The organism is Pseudomonas sp. MF6751 (assembly GCF_016613265.1).
Classification (GTDB): domain Bacteria; phylum Pseudomonadota; class Gammaproteobacteria; order Pseudomonadales; family Pseudomonadaceae; genus Aquipseudomonas; species Aquipseudomonas fluorescens_BV.
In genome coordinates this window covers 1-16,173 of the sequence record NZ_JAENSV010000039.1, presented here as the reverse complement: position 1 = coordinate 16,173, position 16,173 = coordinate 1, and the positions used below count along the sequence as shown (strand labels likewise).

The 16,173-nt window shown below is 61.5% G+C and carries 12 protein-coding genes; 7 read left to right on the top strand and 5 right to left on the bottom strand.

Going from position 1 to position 16,173, the window contains the following annotated elements:
* The first annotated feature begins 117 nt into the window (after positions 1–117).
* Entirely contained in the window at positions 118–1,056 is a 939-nt protein-coding gene (locus JJD66_RS22520) for an aspartyl/asparaginyl beta-hydroxylase domain-containing protein (RefSeq protein WP_005786126.1), read from the top strand.
* A gap of 178 nt (positions 1,057–1,234) precedes the next feature.
* Here JJD66_RS22520 and acnA read toward each other — a convergent pair whose 3' ends face one another.
* Positions 1,235–3,976, bottom strand: a complete 2,742-nt coding sequence (gene acnA / locus JJD66_RS22515; RefSeq protein WP_200649064.1) for an aconitate hydratase AcnA — start codon at positions 3,974–3,976, stop codon at positions 1,235–1,237.
* Between the two features lie 196 nt (positions 3,977–4,172).
* Here acnA and rlmM point away from each other — a divergent pair, with 196 nt between their 5' ends.
* Both rlmM and tusA read left to right on the top strand, forming a co-directional pair.
* Complete coding sequence (gene rlmM / locus JJD66_RS22510; RefSeq protein ID WP_105226166.1) at positions 4,173–5,249, top strand: 23S rRNA (cytidine(2498)-2'-O)-methyltransferase RlmM; 1,077 nt, start codon at positions 4,173–4,175, stop codon at positions 5,247–5,249.
* Between the two features lie 129 nt (positions 5,250–5,378).
* Positions 5,379–5,624: a sulfurtransferase TusA gene (gene tusA / locus JJD66_RS22505; RefSeq protein ID WP_020302891.1), complete on the top strand. Its 246-nt coding sequence runs from the start codon at positions 5,379–5,381 to the stop codon at positions 5,622–5,624.
* Here tusA and JJD66_RS22500 read toward each other — a convergent pair.
* Positions 5,621–7,015 carry an MATE family efflux transporter gene (locus JJD66_RS22500; protein WP_200649063.1) on the bottom strand — a complete coding sequence of 465 codons (1,395 nt, stop codon included), beginning with the start codon at positions 7,013–7,015 and terminating at the stop codon, positions 5,621–5,623. The genes tusA and JJD66_RS22500 overlap by 4 nt on opposite strands.
* A gap of 250 nt (positions 7,016–7,265) precedes the next feature.
* Here JJD66_RS22500 and pdxB point away from each other — a divergent pair, with 250 nt between their 5' ends.
* On the top strand, positions 7,266–8,408 hold the full coding sequence (gene pdxB, locus JJD66_RS22495) for a 4-phosphoerythronate dehydrogenase PdxB (RefSeq protein ID WP_200649062.1): 1,143 nt from the start codon (positions 7,266–7,268) through the stop codon (positions 8,406–8,408).
* Between the two features lie 101 nt (positions 8,409–8,509).
* Here the strand turns inward: pdxB and JJD66_RS22490 are convergent, their stop codons facing one another.
* Complete coding sequence (locus tag JJD66_RS22490; RefSeq protein ID WP_200649061.1) at positions 8,510–8,683, bottom strand: PA1571 family protein; 174 nt, start codon at positions 8,681–8,683, stop codon at positions 8,510–8,512.
* 214 nt (positions 8,684–8,897) lie between these two features.
* Between JJD66_RS22490 and JJD66_RS22485 the strand changes: the two genes are divergently transcribed.
* Positions 8,898–10,724, top strand: coding sequence for an ABC transporter transmembrane domain-containing protein (locus JJD66_RS22485; protein WP_200649080.1), 1,827 nt, complete (start codon positions 8,898–8,900; stop codon positions 10,722–10,724).
* A gap of 68 nt (positions 10,725–10,792) precedes the next feature.
* Here JJD66_RS22485 and JJD66_RS22480 read toward each other — a convergent pair whose 3' ends face one another.
* Positions 10,793–12,721, bottom strand: a complete 1,929-nt coding sequence (locus tag JJD66_RS22480) for a transglycosylase SLT domain-containing protein (RefSeq protein ID WP_200649060.1) — start codon at positions 12,719–12,721, stop codon at positions 10,793–10,795.
* A 213-nt stretch (positions 12,722–12,934) separates the two neighbouring features.
* Here JJD66_RS22480 and JJD66_RS22475 point away from each other — a divergent pair, with 213 nt between their 5' ends.
* Positions 12,935–14,857, top strand: coding sequence for an ATP-binding cassette domain-containing protein (locus JJD66_RS22475; protein ID WP_034126642.1), 1,923 nt, complete (start codon positions 12,935–12,937; stop codon positions 14,855–14,857).
* A 119-nt stretch (positions 14,858–14,976) separates the two neighbouring features.
* On the opposite strand, the gene JJD66_RS22470 is transcribed toward JJD66_RS22475, so the two are convergent.
* Entirely contained in the window at positions 14,977–15,417 is a 441-nt protein-coding gene (locus JJD66_RS22470; protein WP_034126643.1) for a universal stress protein, read from the bottom strand.
* A gap of 105 nt (positions 15,418–15,522) precedes the next feature.
* Between JJD66_RS22470 and JJD66_RS22465 the strand changes: the two genes are divergently transcribed.
* Complete coding sequence (locus JJD66_RS22465; protein WP_072446782.1) at positions 15,523–15,960, top strand: hypothetical protein; 438 nt, start codon at positions 15,523–15,525, stop codon at positions 15,958–15,960.
* Positions 15,961–16,173: the final 213 nt, after the last annotated feature.

The following is a 16,173-nucleotide window of genomic DNA, read 5'->3' as shown; positions in this document are numbered from 1 at the left end:
CCGGTCGGTCTGGGCCTTCTGCATAATGGCTCAAGTGTTTATCATGGCCGGCTGTTACGTCTGGTTTCCCATTGACGGAAATTTGCTGGCCAGGCGCTTATTTCCAGGAGTTGCTGCATGACCTTTTCTTTGGCCGCCAAACTGTCGGTGTTGCTGCTGTTCATCGGCAGCACGCTGTATGTGCACTTGCGTGGCAAGGCCCGTTTGCCGATGTTGCGTCAGTTCGTCAACCATTCGGCGCTGTTCGCCCCATATAACGCCCTGATGTACCTGTTTTCCGCGGTGCCGTCCAAGCCCTACCTGGACCGCAGCAAATTCCCGGAACTGGATGTGCTCAAGGACAACTGGGAAGTGATCCGCGAAGAGGCCATGCACCTGTTCGACGAGGGCTACATCCGCGCCGCCGAAAAGAACAACGACGCCGGTTTCGGTTCGTTTTTCAAGAAGGGCTGGAAGCGTTTTTACCTCAAGTGGTACGACAAGCCGCTGCCATCGGCCGAGGCGCTGTGCCCCAAGACCGTGGCGTTGGTGAGCAGCATCCCTAACGTCAAGGGCGCTATGTTTGCGCTGTTGCCGGGCGGCAGTCACCTCAACCCGCACCGCGACCCGTTTGCCGGTTCCCTGCGTTATCACCTGGGGCTGTCCACGCCGAACTCCGACGACTGCCGTATCTTCGTCGACGGCCAGGTCTACGCCTGGCGCGACGGTGAAGACGTGATGTTCGACGAAACCTACGTGCACTGGGTGAAAAACGAAACCGAACAGACCCGGGTGATCCTGTTCTGCGACATCGAGCGGCCATTGAGCAACCGCGTGATGACCCGCATCAACCGCTGGGTCAGCAAGCAGCTGGGCCGCGCAACCGCACCGCAGAACCTCGATGACGAGCGCGTGGGCGGCATCAACCAGGCGTACGCCTGGAGCAAGACCTTCAGCGACAAGTTCAGTGGACAGGTCAAGCAGTGGAAGCGCAAGCATCCCAAGGCGTACCGCATTGCGCGGCCGGTGCTGGCGGTGGTGGTGCTGGTGCTGCTCTGGAAGTGGCTGTTCGGCTAAACCGCACACCCTAAAAAAGGCGCTGTATCGAAAGATGCAGCGCCTTTTTCATGCCTGGAATGTGATCAACACTGTGGGAGCTGACTTGCCTGCGATGGCGGAGTATCAGCTATAAAAATGTTGGCTGACCCACCGCTTTCGCAGGCAAGCCAGCTCCCACCTTTGATCTGCGTTGCTCTTAAGAGGCGATCAACTGGCGCAGCACGTAGTGCAGAATCCCACCGGCCTTGAAGTACTCCACTTCATTCAAGGTATCAATCCGGCACAGCACCTCAACCTTCTCGCTGCTGCCATCCTCCCGCGTGATCACCAGCGTCAGGTTCATTCGCGGCTCGATCTCGGCATCGGTCAGCCCGAAGATGTCGATCTTCTCCTTGCCGGTGAGCTTGAGCGTCTTGCGGTTCTGATCCAGCTTGAACTGCAACGGCAACACGCCCATGCCTACCAGGTTGGAGCGGTGGATACGCTCGAAGCTCTCGGCGATCACCGCCTTGACGCCCAGCAGGTTAGTGCCCTTGGCCGCCCAGTCGCGGCTGGAGCCGGTACCGTATTCCTGGCCGGCGATCACCACCAGCGGTGTGCCCGAGGCCTGGTACTGCATGGCGGCATCATAGATCGCCATTTTCTCGCCCGTAGGGATATACAGCGTGTTACCGCCTTCTTCGCCGCCGAGCATTTCGTTGCGGATACGGATATTGGCGAAGGTGCCGCGCATCATCACTTCATGGTTGCCCCGGCGTGAGCCGTAGGAGTTGAAGTCACGCGGCTCCACGCCCTGTTCGCGCAGGTAGCGCCCGGCCGGGCTGTCGGCCTTGATATTGCCGGCAGGGGAGATGTGGTCGGTGGTTACCGAATCCCCCAGCAGGGCCAGCACGTTGGCGCCCTTGACGTCCTCGATCACCGGCAGCGGGCCAGCAATGTCGTCGAAGAACGGCGGGTGCTGGATGTAGGTGGAATCCTGCTGCCATACGTAGGTGGCTGCCTGCGGTACTTCAATGGCTTGCCATTGCTCGTCGCCGGCAAACACTTCGGCATATTCCTTGTGGAACATGCTGGTGCTGACTTGGGCCACCGCTTCGGCGATTTCCTGGCTGCTGGGCCAGATGTCCTTGAGGTACACCGGATTACCCTGCTGATCATTGCCCAGCGGCTCGCTGCTGATGTCGATGCGCACGGTGCCGGCCAGCGCGTAGGCGACGACCAGGGGTGGCGAGGCCAGCCAATTGGTTTTCACCAGTGGGTGCACGCGGCCTTCGAAGTTACGGTTGCCGGACAGCACCGAGGCCACGGTGAGATCGGCCTTCTGGATGGCTTTTTCGATCGGCTCGGGCAGGGGCCCGGAGTTGCCGATACAGGTGGTGCAGCCGTAGCCCACCAGGTCGAAGCCAAGCTTGTCCAGGTACTGGGTGAGGCCCGCAGCCTTGTAGTAGTCGGTGACCACTTTGGACCCCGGCGCCAGGGAGCTTTTCACCCAGGGCTTGCGGGTCAGGCCTTTTTCCACGGCTTTTTTCGCCACCAGCCCGGCCGCCATCATCACGCTGGGGTTGGAGGTGTTGGTGCAGGAGGTAATCGCGGCGATCACCACGGCGCCGTTTTTCAGGCGATAGGTGTTGCCTTCGTATTCATAATCCGCCTCGCCGACCAGGTCGGCATTGCCCACGGCAACGCCGCCTCCGCCTTCGCTTTCCAGGCGGCCTTCTTCTTTGCTGGTGGGCTTGAATTGCAGGTCGAGAAAATCGCTGAACGCTTGGCCTACATTCGGCAGAGCGACGCGGTCTTGCGGGCGTTTGGGCCCGGCGAGGCTGGCTTCAACGCTGCCCATGTCCAGGGCCAGGGTATCGGTGAAGACCGGCTCCTGGCCGGCGTTGCGCCACAGGCCCTGGGCCTTGGTATAGGCTTCCACCAGCTTGACCGTCTCAGCCGGGCGGCCGGACAGGCGCAGGTAGTCCAGGGTCACCTCATCCACCGGGAAAAAGCCACAGGTCGCGCCATATTCCGGTGCCATGTTGGCGATGGTAGCGCGGTCGGCCAGGGGCAAATCGGCCAGGCCGTCGCCGTAGAACTCGACGAACTTGCCCACCACGCCTTTCTTGCGCAGCATTTGCGTGACGGTCAGCACCAGGTCGGTGGCGGTGATGCCTTCCTTGAGCTTGCCGGTGAGCTTGAAGCCGATCACTTCCGGGATCAGCATCGACACCGGCTGGCCGAGCATCGCCGCCTCGGCTTCGATCCCGCCCACGCCCCAGCCCAATACGCCGAGGCCGTTGATCATGGTGGTGTGGGAGTCGGTGCCTACCAGGGTATCGGGGAAGGCGTAGGTGCGGCCGTCTTCCTCTTTGGTCCACACGGTGCGGCCCAGGTATTCGAGGTTGACCTGGTGGCAGATGCCGGTACCCGGTGGTACCACGCTGAAGTTGTCGAAGGCGCTCTGGCCCCAGCGCAGGAAGGCGTAGCGTTCGCCGTTGCGCTGCATCTCGATATCGACGTTCTGCTCAAATGCGCTGGTGGTGCCGAACTTGTCGACCATCACCGAGTGGTCGATCACCAGGTCCACCGGTGACAGCGGGTTGATGCGCTGTGGGTCACCCCCGGCCTTGGCCACGGCAGCGCGCATGGCGGCCAGGTCGACCACGGCGGGTACCCCGGTAAAGTCTTGCATCAGCACGCGAGCGGGGCGGTACTGGATCTCGCGGTCGGACTGGCGTTCTTTGAGCCAGGCGGCGATGGCCTTGAGGTCGGTGCCGGTGACGGTCTTGGCGTCTTCCCAGCGCAGCAGGTTTTCCAGCAGCACCTTGAGGGACATCGGCAGCTTGTCCAGGTCACCCAGGCTCTTGGCGGCTTCGGGCAGGCTGAAGTAGTGGTAGGTTTTGCTGTCTATTTGCAGTGTCTTAAGGGTTCTCAGGCTATCAAGGGATGACATTACATGACTCCTTATGGTCCGCACGGCTACGGACCTGACGGGACGAACAGAGCTATCACGTTAGCGCTGTTTTCATTAGCAGGCTAATAACTGGACTCTATCGCTGAGTCCAAGGTTCCGAACTCGGCTATCATGCGCGCGTTTTCATGACAGGTATTGCGATAGCGCAACGCCGGTTGATTCACCAGGAGATTCAATGAACACCCTTTTTATGCACTGCCGCCCGGGTTTTGAAGGCGAAGTCTGTTCCGAGATCGCGGAGCACGCCGCGCGCCTGAACGTTTCCGGCTACGCCAAGGCCAAGACCGGCAGCGCCTGCGCCGAATTTGTCTGCACCGAAGAAGACGGCGCCCAGCGCCTGATGCACGGCCAGCGCTTTGCCGAGCTGATCTTCCCCAGGCAGTGGGCGCGCGGGGTGTTTATCGACCTGCCGGAAACCGACCGCATCAGCGTGATCCTCGCCCACCTGCGCGAATTTCCGTTGTGCGGCAGCCTGTGGCTGGAGATGGTCGACACCAACGACGGCAAGGAACTGTCCAACTTCTGCAAAAAATTCGAAGTGCACCTGCGCAAAGCCCTGCTTAACGCCGGCAAGCTGGTGGACGACCCGAGCAAGCCGCGCCTGCTGCTGACCTTCAAGAGCGGCCGCGAAGTGTTCATGGGCCTGGCCGAGTCGAACAACTCGGCGATGTGGCCCATGGGCATCCCGCGCCTCAAGTTTCCGCGTGATGCGCCCAGCCGCTCGACCCTCAAGCTGGAAGAGGCCTGGCACCACTTCATCCCCCGTGACCAGTGGGACGAACGCCTGCACGGCGACATGACCGGCGTCGACCTCGGCGCAGCACCGGGCGGCTGGACCTGGCAACTGGTCAACCGTGGCATGCTGGTGACCGCCATCGACAACGGCCCCATGGCCGAAAGCCTGATGGACACCGGCCTGGTGCAACACCTGATGGCCGACGGCTTCACCTTCGTGCCCAAGCAGCCGGTGGACTGGATGGTCTGCGATATCGTCGAGAAACCTGCGCGCAACGCGGCACTCTTGGAAACCTGGATTGGCGAAGGGCATTGCCGCGAGGCGGTGGTGAACCTGAAGTTGCCGATGAAACAGCGTTACGCCGAGGTGAAGCGCTTGCTGGAGCGCATCGAAGAGGGCTTCAAGGCGCGCGGCATTCGTGTGGAGATCGGCTGCAAGCAGCTCTACCACGACCGCGAAGAGGTGACATGTCACTTGCGCCGCCTGGTAGATGTAAAGAAATCCAAAAGCCGCTGATATTAAATGTGGGAGCTGGCTTGCCTGCGAAAGCGGTATAACAGTCGAAGTTTATGTTGAATGTGCCCCCGTCATCGCGGGCAAGCCCGCTCCCACATTGTTGAGCGGTGCCAGTTTTAGGAGTGAAGTATGAGTCTTGAACAGCCTGTCGACGGCACCCTCGACGCCACCGGCCTCAACTGCCCGGAACCCGTGATGATGCTGCACCAGCACATCCGCGACCTGCCGGCGGGCGGCCTGCTCAAGGTCATCGCGACCGACCCGTCGACCCGTCGGGATATCCCCAAGTTCTGCGTGTTTCTCGACCACGAACTGGTGGATCAGCAGGAAGATGCTGGCACCTACCTGTACTGGATCCGCAAGAAAGCCGATTAAGCCTGCGCCTTTTCGGCCCGAATGCGTCGGCGTGCACTGCGCGCCAGGCGCACCACCAACATCCCCGCCGCACAGCTCAAGCCCACGATCAGGCCTTGCCATAAACCGCTCGGGCCGCTGGGCTCACCGAGCCAGTTGGTCAGGCCCAGGGCGTAACCCACCGGCAGGCCCACGCCCCAATAGGCGAACAAGGTCAGCACCATGGTCACCCGGGTGTCCTGATAGCCGCGCAATGCGCCGGCGGCGGTGACCTGGATCGAGTCAGAGAACTGGAACAGCGCCGAGAACACGATCAGCATCGACGCCAGGTGGATCACCACCGGGTCGGGGGTGTAGATCGCTGCAATCTGCTCACGAAACAACAGCATCAAGCTGCAGGAAAAACAGGCATACGCCAGTGCGGTGCCCATGCCGACGCCGGCGGCGAAGCGTGCTTCCCGAGGTTCGCCGCGCCCCAGCGCCTGCCCGACGCGCACGGTCACGGCCATGCTCAGGGAATAGGGGATCATGAACACCAGGGAGCTGACGTTCAACGCGATCTGATGGCCGGAAACCACGGTAGCGCCCAGGCTACCGAGCAACAGGGCAATCACTGCGAAAATGCTCGACTCGGCGAAGATCGCCACGCCAATCGGCAGGCCGATGCCCAGGATGCGCTTGATCACCGTCCATTGCGGCCAGTCGAAGCGCTTGAACAGTTCGCTGCTCTGGTACACCGGGCCCCAGCGCGTCCAGCCGGCCAGGCCCAGCAGCATCACCCACATCGCAATGGCGGTGGCCCAGCCGCAACCCACGCCGCCCATGGCCGGTACGCCGAAATGGCCGTAGATGAAGACGTAGTTCAACGGAATATTCAGCGCCAGGCCGCACAGGCCCATGACCATGCTCGGCCGCGTACGGCCCAGGCCATCACTAAAGCAGCGCAGCACGTAATACAGCGCAATAGCCGGCATACCCGCGGCGATGCCATGCAGGTAACCCATGGACGGCTCGATCAGGTCGGGCTCGACCTTCATCGCATGCAGGATCGGCTCGGCACACAGCAACAGCAGCGCACCGCAGAGGCCGACCACCACGGCCAACCACAACGATTGGCGCACCAACGGGCCGATCTCGGTCAGTTTTCCCGCGCCATAACGCTCGGCCACTTTCGGCGTGGTGGCCAGCAAGGTGCCGGTCATCAGCAGGTACACCGGGATCCAGATCGAGTTACCCAGGCCGACCGCCGCCAGGTCCTGCGGGCTCACGCGCCCGGCCATCACCGCATCGACGAAGCTCATCGCGGTGGTGGCCAGTTGGCCAATCATGATCGGCAAGGCCAGCGTCAGCAGGCCGCGCACTTCCCGGCTGATGCGGGCGGGGCGGGAGAGGGGAGCGGTGGCAGTGTTCACGTACAGGTGTCCAATAAAAAGGCAGTCGCAAGGACGGCGGATTCTACGCGTTGACGCAGCGGTCAGGAAAAAACCTGTGTTAGGGATTTGTAAGCGATGCGCCCAGGCCAGCGCTGACCCCTGTGGGAGCTGGCTTGCCTGCGATGCAGGCACCTCGGTACATCAGGCAAACCGGGTCGATGCAGTCGCAGGCAAGCCAGCTCCTACACAGGATCTTCTGTACACTGCCAATCCGCCAAAGGAGCCTGCCATGCTGATTGTTGCCGACGAAAATATCCCGCTGCTCGATGCATTCTTCGAAGGGGTTGGCGAGATTCGCCGCGTGCCCGGCCGTTCCATCGACCGCGCCACCGTCGAGCAGGCCGATGTACTGCTGGTGCGCTCGGTGACCAACGTCAACCGTTCCCTGCTTGAGGGCAGTAACGTGCGCTTTGTCGGCACCTGCACCATCGGCACCGACCACCTGGACCTCGACTACTTCAAGCAAGCGGGTATCCAGTGGTCCAGCGCGCCCGGCTGCAATGCGCGCGGGGTCGTGGACTACGTGCTTGGCAGCTTGCAGACCCTGGCTGAAATCGAAGGCGCTGACCTCAAGCAGCGTACCTACGGCATCGTAGGTGCCGGCGAAGTCGGCGGGCGCTTGGTCAAGGTGCTCAAGGGCCTGGGCTGGAATGTGTTGGTGTGCGATCCGCCGCTCCAGATTACCGAAGACGGCGACTACGTCAGCCTGCAGCAGATCATCGAACAGTGCGACGTAATCAGCTTGCATACGCCGCTGATCAAGTCCGGCAACGGTTCCACCTGGCACCTGCTTGATCGCCAGCGCCTGGAACAGCTCAAGCCAGGCACATGGCTGATCAATGCCAGCCGGGGCGCGGTGGTGGACAACGCGGCCCTGCGCGAGGTATTGCTGGCGCGCGAAGACCTGCAAGCGGTGCTGGACGTGTGGGAAGGCGAGCCCGAGGTGGACGTCGATCTGGCCGACCTGTGCGTGCTGGCCACGCCCCATATCGCCGGTTACAGCCTTGATGGCAAGCAGCGTGGCACCGCGCAGATTTACCAGGCGCTGTGCGCGCACCTGGGCCAGGAACCGAGTATTCGACTGAGTGATTTGCTACCGGCCCCCTGGCTGGCCGAGATGCACCTGAACCCTGAGACGGACCCGGCCTGGGCGCTGGCGACGTTGTGCCGCAGTGTGTACGACCCTCGCCGTGACGACGCGGATTTCCGTCGCAGCCTGGTGGGCACTGTGCAGGAGCAGCGCCAAGCTTTCGACCTGCTGCGCAAGCACTATCCGGAGCGTCGCGAGATCGATGGCTTGAAGGTGCGGATCAACGGGGAGTCGGCGGTGCTGTCACAGATCGTGACTGCTCTGGGTGCCGAACAGCTGTAACGGTTATCGCGGTGCTCTTGAGGCATTCGCGAGCAAGCTCGCTCCTACAGGGACACAAAAAACCCGGCCACTTGGGCCGGGTCTGAAAGAGCGTGGGCGCTTCAGCCTTGCTGGGCAGGCTTGACCAATCGCTGTTCCAGCTCGCTGCAGGCTTGCTGGATCATTTCTTCGGTAATCTGCACTTCCCGGCCTTTGGCATCGATATACGAGCAAGGCAATCGCTGCGGCTGGCGGATCACTTCAATCTTGGCGTTGCTGCTGTTTTGCAAGGTCATGGCCTGTCTCCTCATCAGGTTGTGTACCTACTTTAATTCCTCCGCATGAACGCGCTGTTACAACTCCTTACACGCTCATCGGTTCGAACACCCAGTCCACCAGAAACCGGTACATATTTCCAGATGAGTCTTAGACCGATAGCCTCTAGCGGCCTGCATCGGTGGGCATAATTAACCTGACTCATTGTTATTTGTGCAAGTTCCCCCAATGTTGATGTATAGACTCTCCATTGGTGATCCTTCCATGTTCTCAATCCGTCAACGCCGTGCGATTCGCCTGGCCAGCCGCTTTATCGCGCCCTACCGCTGGCAGGCGCTTGGCGCACTGTTGGCGCTGATCGTCACCGCTGGCATCACCTTGTCCATGGGGCAGGGCATACGCCTGTTGGTGGACCAGGGCTTCATGACCCAGTCGCCGCATCTGCTCAACCAGTCTATAGGCCTGTTCATGCTGCTGGTGCTCGGCCTGGCCGTGGGCACCTTCACGCGGTTTTACATGGTGTCGTGGATTGGCGAGCGGGTGGTGGCCGATATTCGCCGGCAGGTGTTCAACCACCTGATCTACCTGCACCCCGGCTTCTATGAGAACAACCGCAGCTCGGAAATCCAGTCGCGGCTGACCACCGACACCACCTTGCTGCAATCGGTGATCGGCTCATCACTGTCGCTGTTTCTGCGCAATGCCCTGATGGTGATCGGCGGCATCGTGTTGCTGTTTATCACTAACCCCAAGCTCACCAGCATCGTGGTGGTGGCGTTGCCGCTGGTGCTGGCGCCGATTCTGATCTTCGGGCGCCGTGTGCGCAGCCTGTCGCGTTTGAGCCAGGACCGTATCGCGGACGTCGGCAGCTATGTCGCCGAGACGCTGGGCCAGATCAAGACCGTGCAGGCCTATAACCATCAGGTGCAGGACGAACAGCGCTTCGCCGTTACCGTCGAGGACGCCTTTGTCACGGCACGTAAACGCATCTTGCAGCGTTCCTGGCTGATCACCCTGGTGATCATGCTGGTGCTCGGCGCGGTAGGCGTGATGCTGTGGGTGGGCGGCATGGACGTGATCAGCGGACGCATTTCCGGCGGTGAGCTGGCGGCGTTCGTGTTCTACAGCCTGATTGTCGGCAGCGCCGTCGGCACCCTGAGCGAAGTGCTTGGCGAGTTGCAGCGTGCCTTTGGTGCAGCCGAGCGTATCGGTGAGCTGTTGCAGTCAGGCAACGAGATCCAGGCGCCCGCCACAGGCGGCGTACGTTTGCCGGAACGCGTCAGTGGCCGCATGGAACTGCAGGACCTACGCTTTTCCTATCCTTCGCGACCGGACTGCTACGCCATCGACGGCTTGAACCTGACCATCAACCCGGGCGAAACCCTGGCGTTGGTAGGGCCGTCCGGTGCGGGCAAGTCGACGATTTTCGATCTGCTGCTGCGCTTCTACGACCCCCAGCAAGGCCGAATCCTGCTCGAAGGCCAGCCGCTGACCGAGCTTGACCCGTTAGACCTGCGGCGCCATTTCGTTCTGGTGTCCCAGAGCCCGGCGTTGTTCTTCGGCAGCGTCGAGGACAACATCCGCTACGGCAACCCCTCTGCCTCCATCGCCCAGGTAGAAGCCGCCGCCCGAATCGCCCACGCCCACGACTTCATCCTGAAAATGCCCGACGGCTACCAGACCCACTTAGGTGAAAGTGGCCTGGGCCTCTCCGGCGGCCAGCGCCAACGCCTGGCCATCGCCCGCGCCTTGTTGGTGGACGCGCCGATTCTGCTGCTGGACGAAGCCACCAGCGCCCTCGACGCCCAGAGTGAACACCTTATCCAGCAAGCGCTGCCGCAGCTAATGCAGGGGCGCACCACGCTGGTGATCGCCCACCGTTTGGCCACGGTGAAGAATGCCGACCGCATTGCGGTGATGGACCAGGGAAAGCTGGTGGCGGTGGGCACGCATCAGCAGTTGATTGCGAGCAATCCGCTGTATGCGCGGTTGGCGGCGCTGCAGTTCAGTGCAGACCCTGTGGGAGGGGGCTTGCCCCCGATAGCGGCGGATCAGCAATAGGCGTGTGACTGACAGCCTGCAATCGGGGGGCAAAAGCCCCCTCCCACATTAGAAGCAGGTTCAGAGCCTTATTGGTCGTCGAAGTACCGCTCATGCCAATCCACCAAAGGCTGCGGTGAATTGAGCTTCTGCCCGTAGATCACCGAATAAGACAGCACGTTCTGCACATACTGGCGGGTTTCGTCGAAGGGGATGCTTTCCACCCATACGTCGAAACTCAGGTGGTCTGCGCCGCGCAGCCATTGGCGCACGCGGCCTGGGCCGGCGTTGTAGGCAGCGGAGGCGAGCACGCGGTTGCCGTTGAACTGGCTGTGCACCTGGCTCAGGTAAGCAGCGCCGAGCTGGATGTTTTTATCCGGGTCCAGCACCTGGGCCGGGGAGGCCAGGGGGATGCTGAACTTGCGTGCGGTTTCCTTGGCGGTGCCGGGCATCAGTTGCATCAGGCCGCTGGCGCCGACGCCGGAGCGGGCATCGTCCATGAACGCGCTTTCCTGGCGGGTGATGGCAAAGATCCAGCTGGAGTGCAGGCCGCGTACCTTGGCTTCGCGCACCAGGGTGTCGCGGTGGGCCATCGGGAAGCGGATGTCCAGGTCGTCCCAGTACTGCGCCTGGCTGATAGTGCGGATGGCCGGGAAGTACCACTTCATGTCGTAGGCCAACTTGGCCTGGGCGACCATCTCGTCACGGTTGAAATGACGGCTGACGTGGTACCACTCGCGGCGACCGTCGACGATCTGGCCACGGGCGTAGAATTCCAGGGCACGCCGCACCCCAGGGGTATTGCGCACCTTGTTGACCAGCGCCTGGCTCATCACCAGCGGCTTGTTGTTCAACTGGTAAGGGGATTTGGAGCGGTCAGCAGCGAGGAAACCGTAGAAGTCCCGCTCCTTGGCCACGTTTTTGTACAGGACCAAGGCTTGCGGGTTCTTCGGCTCGGCCAGCTCCAGGCTGCGTGCCTGCCAGTAGCGCCAACGGTTGGTGCTGGCCAGGTCCTGTGGGAGTTTGCGGGTCAACTGGTAGGCGTCTTCCCAGCGCGCCAGGCGCAACAGCAGGCGCAGACGCCACTCGGAAACCGTATTGTCGCGCAACTCGGGGTCGTACTTGGTCATGACCTCCAGCGCGCGCGGGTCGAAGCGCTTGGCCAGGGTCAAGCCGATCTCGCGGGCAATCGACACTTTTTCGTCACGGGAGAAGTGCATGCTGCTGGCGTAGCCATCGAGCAGCGACATGGCTTTGTCCGGATCCTGGCGCGCCAGGCGACGCAGCCCCAGGCCCACGGCGTCAGCCATGGCCTCGGTGGCCGGCTGGAAGCGCGATGGGTCGCTGAGCATGTCCGGCTTTTGCGCCACATCCACCATCAGGCGGCCCTGGGCGCCAAGGGTCGGCAGGGTTTTCACCAGGCTGTTGGCCAGCGCGTAGTTACGCGCTTCGGCGGCGAGCTTGGCGCGGTCCCAGATCTTCTGCTCGGTGAGTTGGCCGGCAGCGGCCCATTGGCCAAAGGTGGCGTCACAGGCGGCTGGCTGGGATTTGCCGGTCATCCACAGTTTTTCGGCGGTCTTGTAGCCTTCGGCTTTCAGATTGTGGCTGAGCTGGTACTGGCCATGCAGGCAGTCCAGCTCGACGAAATTGAGCTTGGTGTCGTAGTACTTTTCAAAAGTCTGCCAATCGCCGCGTTCGGCCAGCCAGCGCAGCCAACGCAGTTTCATCCAGTTGGCCTGGGGCAAGTCGCCGTGTTTGGCGAGGAATTGTTCGATTTCCTCGTTACTTGCGGTTTTCAGGCGCGCGGTCAACTCGTCATAGGCCAGATAGGGCGTGAGCGGGTAGTCGGCCAGGGCCTGGCTGTATTGCATGTAAGGGCCGGTGTCGCCCTTGGCCAGGGCGCGTTTGGCTTGATCGTAATACTGGCGTTGAGTGGTGAGATCCACCGCCTGGGCGGATTGAACGGCAGTGGCGGAAAGAAGCAGGCAAGATAAAAAGTTGAAAAGGCGACTGCGCATGAGACGTCCGTGCAGAGAAATCACGACTAGCACCGGCATCGCCGACACTGATTGCCCCTAGCTTAGCCTTTTGCCAGCGGCCCGCGAAAGCTTTGCCGGCTGGTTCGTTCAAGTTCGACGGAAATGTCCTACGGAACGTGTCTATACAGAAAATCCCGACCGCATCCCACCCTCAAGTCAGGTAGAATGCGCGCCCAGTTTTTGGAGAAGCGTATGACCCTGCTCAAATTCAGCGATGTGTCCCTTGCTTTCGGCGCCATGCCGTTGTTGGACAAGGTGTCCTGGCAGATCGCCCGTGGTGAGCGGGTGTGCATCATCGGCCGCAACGGCACCGGCAAGTCCAGCATGATGAAGCTGGTAAAAGGTGACCAGAAGCCCGATGACGGCTCTGTCTGGCGTGCCCCGGGCCTCAAGATCGGCGAATTGCCGCAAGAATTGCCGGTGGCCGACGGACGGACAGTGTTCGACGTGGTAGCCGAAGGCCTGGATGGCGTTGGCGAGTTGCTCGCGCAATACCATCACCTGGCGCAGAACTGCGTCACCGAGGAAGACCTGGACAAGCTGATGCACGTCCAGCAAGACCTCGAAGCCCGTGATGGCTGGCGCTTGCAGCAACTGGTGGACAGCACCCTGAGCCGCCTGCAACTGCCGGCCGACAAGACCCTCGCCGAATTGTCCGGTGGCTGGCGTCGTCGCGTGCTGCTGGCCCAGGCGCTGGTGTCCGAGCCGGACCTGCTGCTGCTCGACGAACCGACCAACCACCTGGACATCGGCGCCATCGCCTGGCTTGAAGAGGCCATCAAGGACTTCCAGGGCGCCGTGCTGTTTATCACGCACGACCGTGCATTCCTGCAGAGCCTGGCCACGCGCATCCTCGAGCTGGACCGTGGCGGCCTGATCGACTGGAACGGCGACTACGCCAGCTTCCTGGTGCACAAGGAAGCCGCCCTGGCGGCTGAAGAAACCGCCAACGCACTGTTCGACAAGAAGCTGGCCCAGGAAGAAGTCTGGATCCGCCAGGGCATCAAGGCCCGTCGCACCCGTAACGAAGGCCGCGTGCGTGCCTTGAAAGCCTTGCGCGTCGAGCGCAGTGAGCGCCGCGAGCGTACCGGCAAGGCCAATATCCAGCTCGATACTGCCGACAAGTCGGGCAAGCAAGTGATGGTGCTGGAGAACGTCAGCTTCCATCACCCGGACGGCCCGTTCCTGATCAAGGACTTCTCCATGGTCCTGCAGCGTGGCGATCGTATCGGCCTGCTGGGCGCCAACGGTACCGGCAAGACCACCTTGCTCAAGCTGATGCTCAGCGGTCTGCAACCGACCAGCGGCAAGGTGGAAGAGGGCACTCGCATCGATGTGGCCTACTTTGACCAGTTGCGCCACCAGTTGGACCTGGAAAAGACCGTGATCGACAACGTCGCCGAAGGTCGCGACTTTATCGACATCGACGGCCAGAGCCGCCACGTACTCAGCTACCTGGGCGACTTCCTGTTCAGCCCGCAACGTGCGCGCACGCCGGTCAAGGCCTTGTCTGGTGGTGAGCGTGCGCGTTTGCTGCTGGCCAAGCTGTTCAGCAAGCCGGCCAACCTGCTGGTCCTCGACGAACCGACCAACGACCTCGACGTGGAAACCCTGGAACTGCTGGAAGAGGTCTTGCTGACCTTCAACGGCACCGTGCTGATGGTCAGCCACGACCGGGAATTCCTCGACAACGTGGTCACCAGCACCCTGGTCTTCGAAGGTGAAGGCAAGGTGCGTGAATACGTGGGCGGTTATCAGGACTGGCTGCGCCAGGGCGGTTCTCCGCGCTTGCTGGGCGTGACCGAGAGCAAGTCGGGCAAGGCCGACCTGAATACGGCGGTGGTGGCTCCGGTCGCTGCCGAAACGCCAGCGCCGGCTGCTGAAGCTGCGCCTGCCAAGAAAAAGCTCAGCTACAAGTTGCAGCGTGAACTGGAAGCCTTGCCAGGCGATATCGATGCCAAGGAACAGCAGATCGCTGCGGTGGAAGCGGAAATGGCTGACGCCGGCTTCTACCTGCGCCCTGCGGCAGAAACCGCCAAGGTCATCGCCTCTCTGGAGACGCTGAACCAGGAGCTGGAAGCGTTGGTTGAGCGTTGGGCCGAGCTGGATGCCTGACTGATCGACCCGCAATAAAAAAGCCCGGCACTCTTCATGAGCGCCGGGCTTTTTAATATGAAATGCGATTCAACTGTGGGAGGAGGCAAGCCAGCTCCCACATTAGACCTCTATTGGTCTTACGAACTCTTTACCAGTTTGACGGCCAGTACATCGCACGGCGCACCATGCAATACATCATTGGCGGTGGAGCCCAGCAGCAAGGCCAGGCCGTGGCGCCCATGGCTACCTACTACGATCAGGTCACAACCCTGTTCTTTGGCCAGGTGGTGGATTTCCTGGCGCGGTTGACCGTAGGTAAGGTGGGAATTTTCCTTGCTGACTTTGGGATACTTGAGGATCAAGCGGTCGAGGCGCTCCTTGGCCTGGTCGAATTGTTGCTGCTGCAGCTGGGAAAGGTCCATCGGCACGTCACCACCAAAGGCCATGGCCATGGGCTCGACGATGTGCACCAACGACAGTTTGGCGCCATTGGCAATTGCGGATTCCTGTGCGCGCTTGATCACTGGATCGCACTCTTCGGTCAGGTCGACAGCGACCAGAATATGTTCGTAGGGCATGAGGCGTTCCTCCAGGGGGCTGCAATAAGTTCAGTATGGCTGCTTTCAAGCGGATGGGGTTGCCGCAGATCAAATCCGCTCATCTAGAAATTCGGGAGTACACATATGACGGTCTGGATAGTGGTGTCAATCCTTGCGGTGGTTTTAAGCCCCCTGGTATGGCTGCGCCCTTCGCGCCAGCAGAGTGGGCGCATGGCCCTGCGCATGGAGGCACGCCGCATCGGGTTGGCCATGCAGTTGGCGCCCCAGGAGTGGCCGCACTGGCTCAAACAGGAGCCGCCGAGCCCGTGCGCGCAGTATTGCCGGCCACGACGCGGCAACGCGCCCGCAACCTGGAGCTACTGGCAGCTGGAGCCGGGGCTGTGGGTCAATCAGTGGCGTGAACCCTGTGTGGATGAGAAGTTGTTGCCGCATTTTGCAACGCTGCCGGCAAACGTCTACAAGGTCGAGGCCGACAAACAAATGATTGCCCTGTATTGGGGCGAAAAGGGCGACGCGAGCGTCCTGAAAGATATTGATACGCTGCTCAAGGCCCTGGCCTGACCCAAACCTTGGAGCGAGCCTGCTCGCGAAAATCGCCAACGATAACGCGGGTAATCAGGTTGTACGCGGCGCTCTCCAGGTTTTCTCGAGCAAGCTCGCTCCTATGTATGGACTCGCCCTCCACTGTCAACCCGCTTTTCAAACATTGGTACCCGGTTGCATCTATGTATCAGGCCTATCCGAGGAAGCTCCAAACAGCTTCTGGCCAACATT

What these genes read in the sequence shown, in the direction of transcription:
- JJD66_RS22520 (WP_005786126.1), top strand. Translation starts at nt 118, where the DNA reads ATGACCTTTTCTTTGGCCGCCAAACTGTCGGTGTTGCTGCTGTTCATC.
- JJD66_RS22465 (WP_072446782.1), top strand. Translation starts at nt 15,523, where the DNA reads ATGACGGTCTGGATAGTGGTGTCAATCCTTGCGGTGGTTTTAAGCCCC.
- JJD66_RS22470 (WP_034126643.1), bottom strand. Translation starts at nt 15,417, where the DNA reads ATGCCCTACGAACATATTCTGGTCGCTGTCGACCTGACCGAAGAGTGC.
- JJD66_RS22490 (WP_200649061.1), bottom strand. Translation starts at nt 8,683, where the DNA reads ATGACCTTGCAAAACAGCAGCAACGCCAAGATTGAAGTGATCCGCCAG.
- JJD66_RS22475 (WP_034126642.1), top strand. Translation starts at nt 12,935, where the DNA reads ATGACCCTGCTCAAATTCAGCGATGTGTCCCTTGCTTTCGGCGCCATG.
- pdxB (WP_200649062.1), top strand. Translation starts at nt 7,266, where the DNA reads ATGCTGATTGTTGCCGACGAAAATATCCCGCTGCTCGATGCATTCTTC.
- JJD66_RS22485 (WP_200649080.1), top strand. Translation starts at nt 8,898, where the DNA reads ATGTATAGACTCTCCATTGGTGATCCTTCCATGTTCTCAATCCGTCAA.
- rlmM (WP_105226166.1), top strand. Translation starts at nt 4,173, where the DNA reads ATGAACACCCTTTTTATGCACTGCCGCCCGGGTTTTGAAGGCGAAGTC.
- JJD66_RS22480 (WP_200649060.1), bottom strand. Translation starts at nt 12,721, where the DNA reads ATGCGCAGTCGCCTTTTCAACTTTTTATCTTGCCTGCTTCTTTCCGCC.
- tusA (WP_020302891.1), top strand. Translation starts at nt 5,379, where the DNA reads ATGAGTCTTGAACAGCCTGTCGACGGCACCCTCGACGCCACCGGCCTC.
- acnA (WP_200649064.1), bottom strand. Translation starts at nt 3,976, where the DNA reads ATGTCATCCCTTGATAGCCTGAGAACCCTTAAGACACTGCAAATAGAC.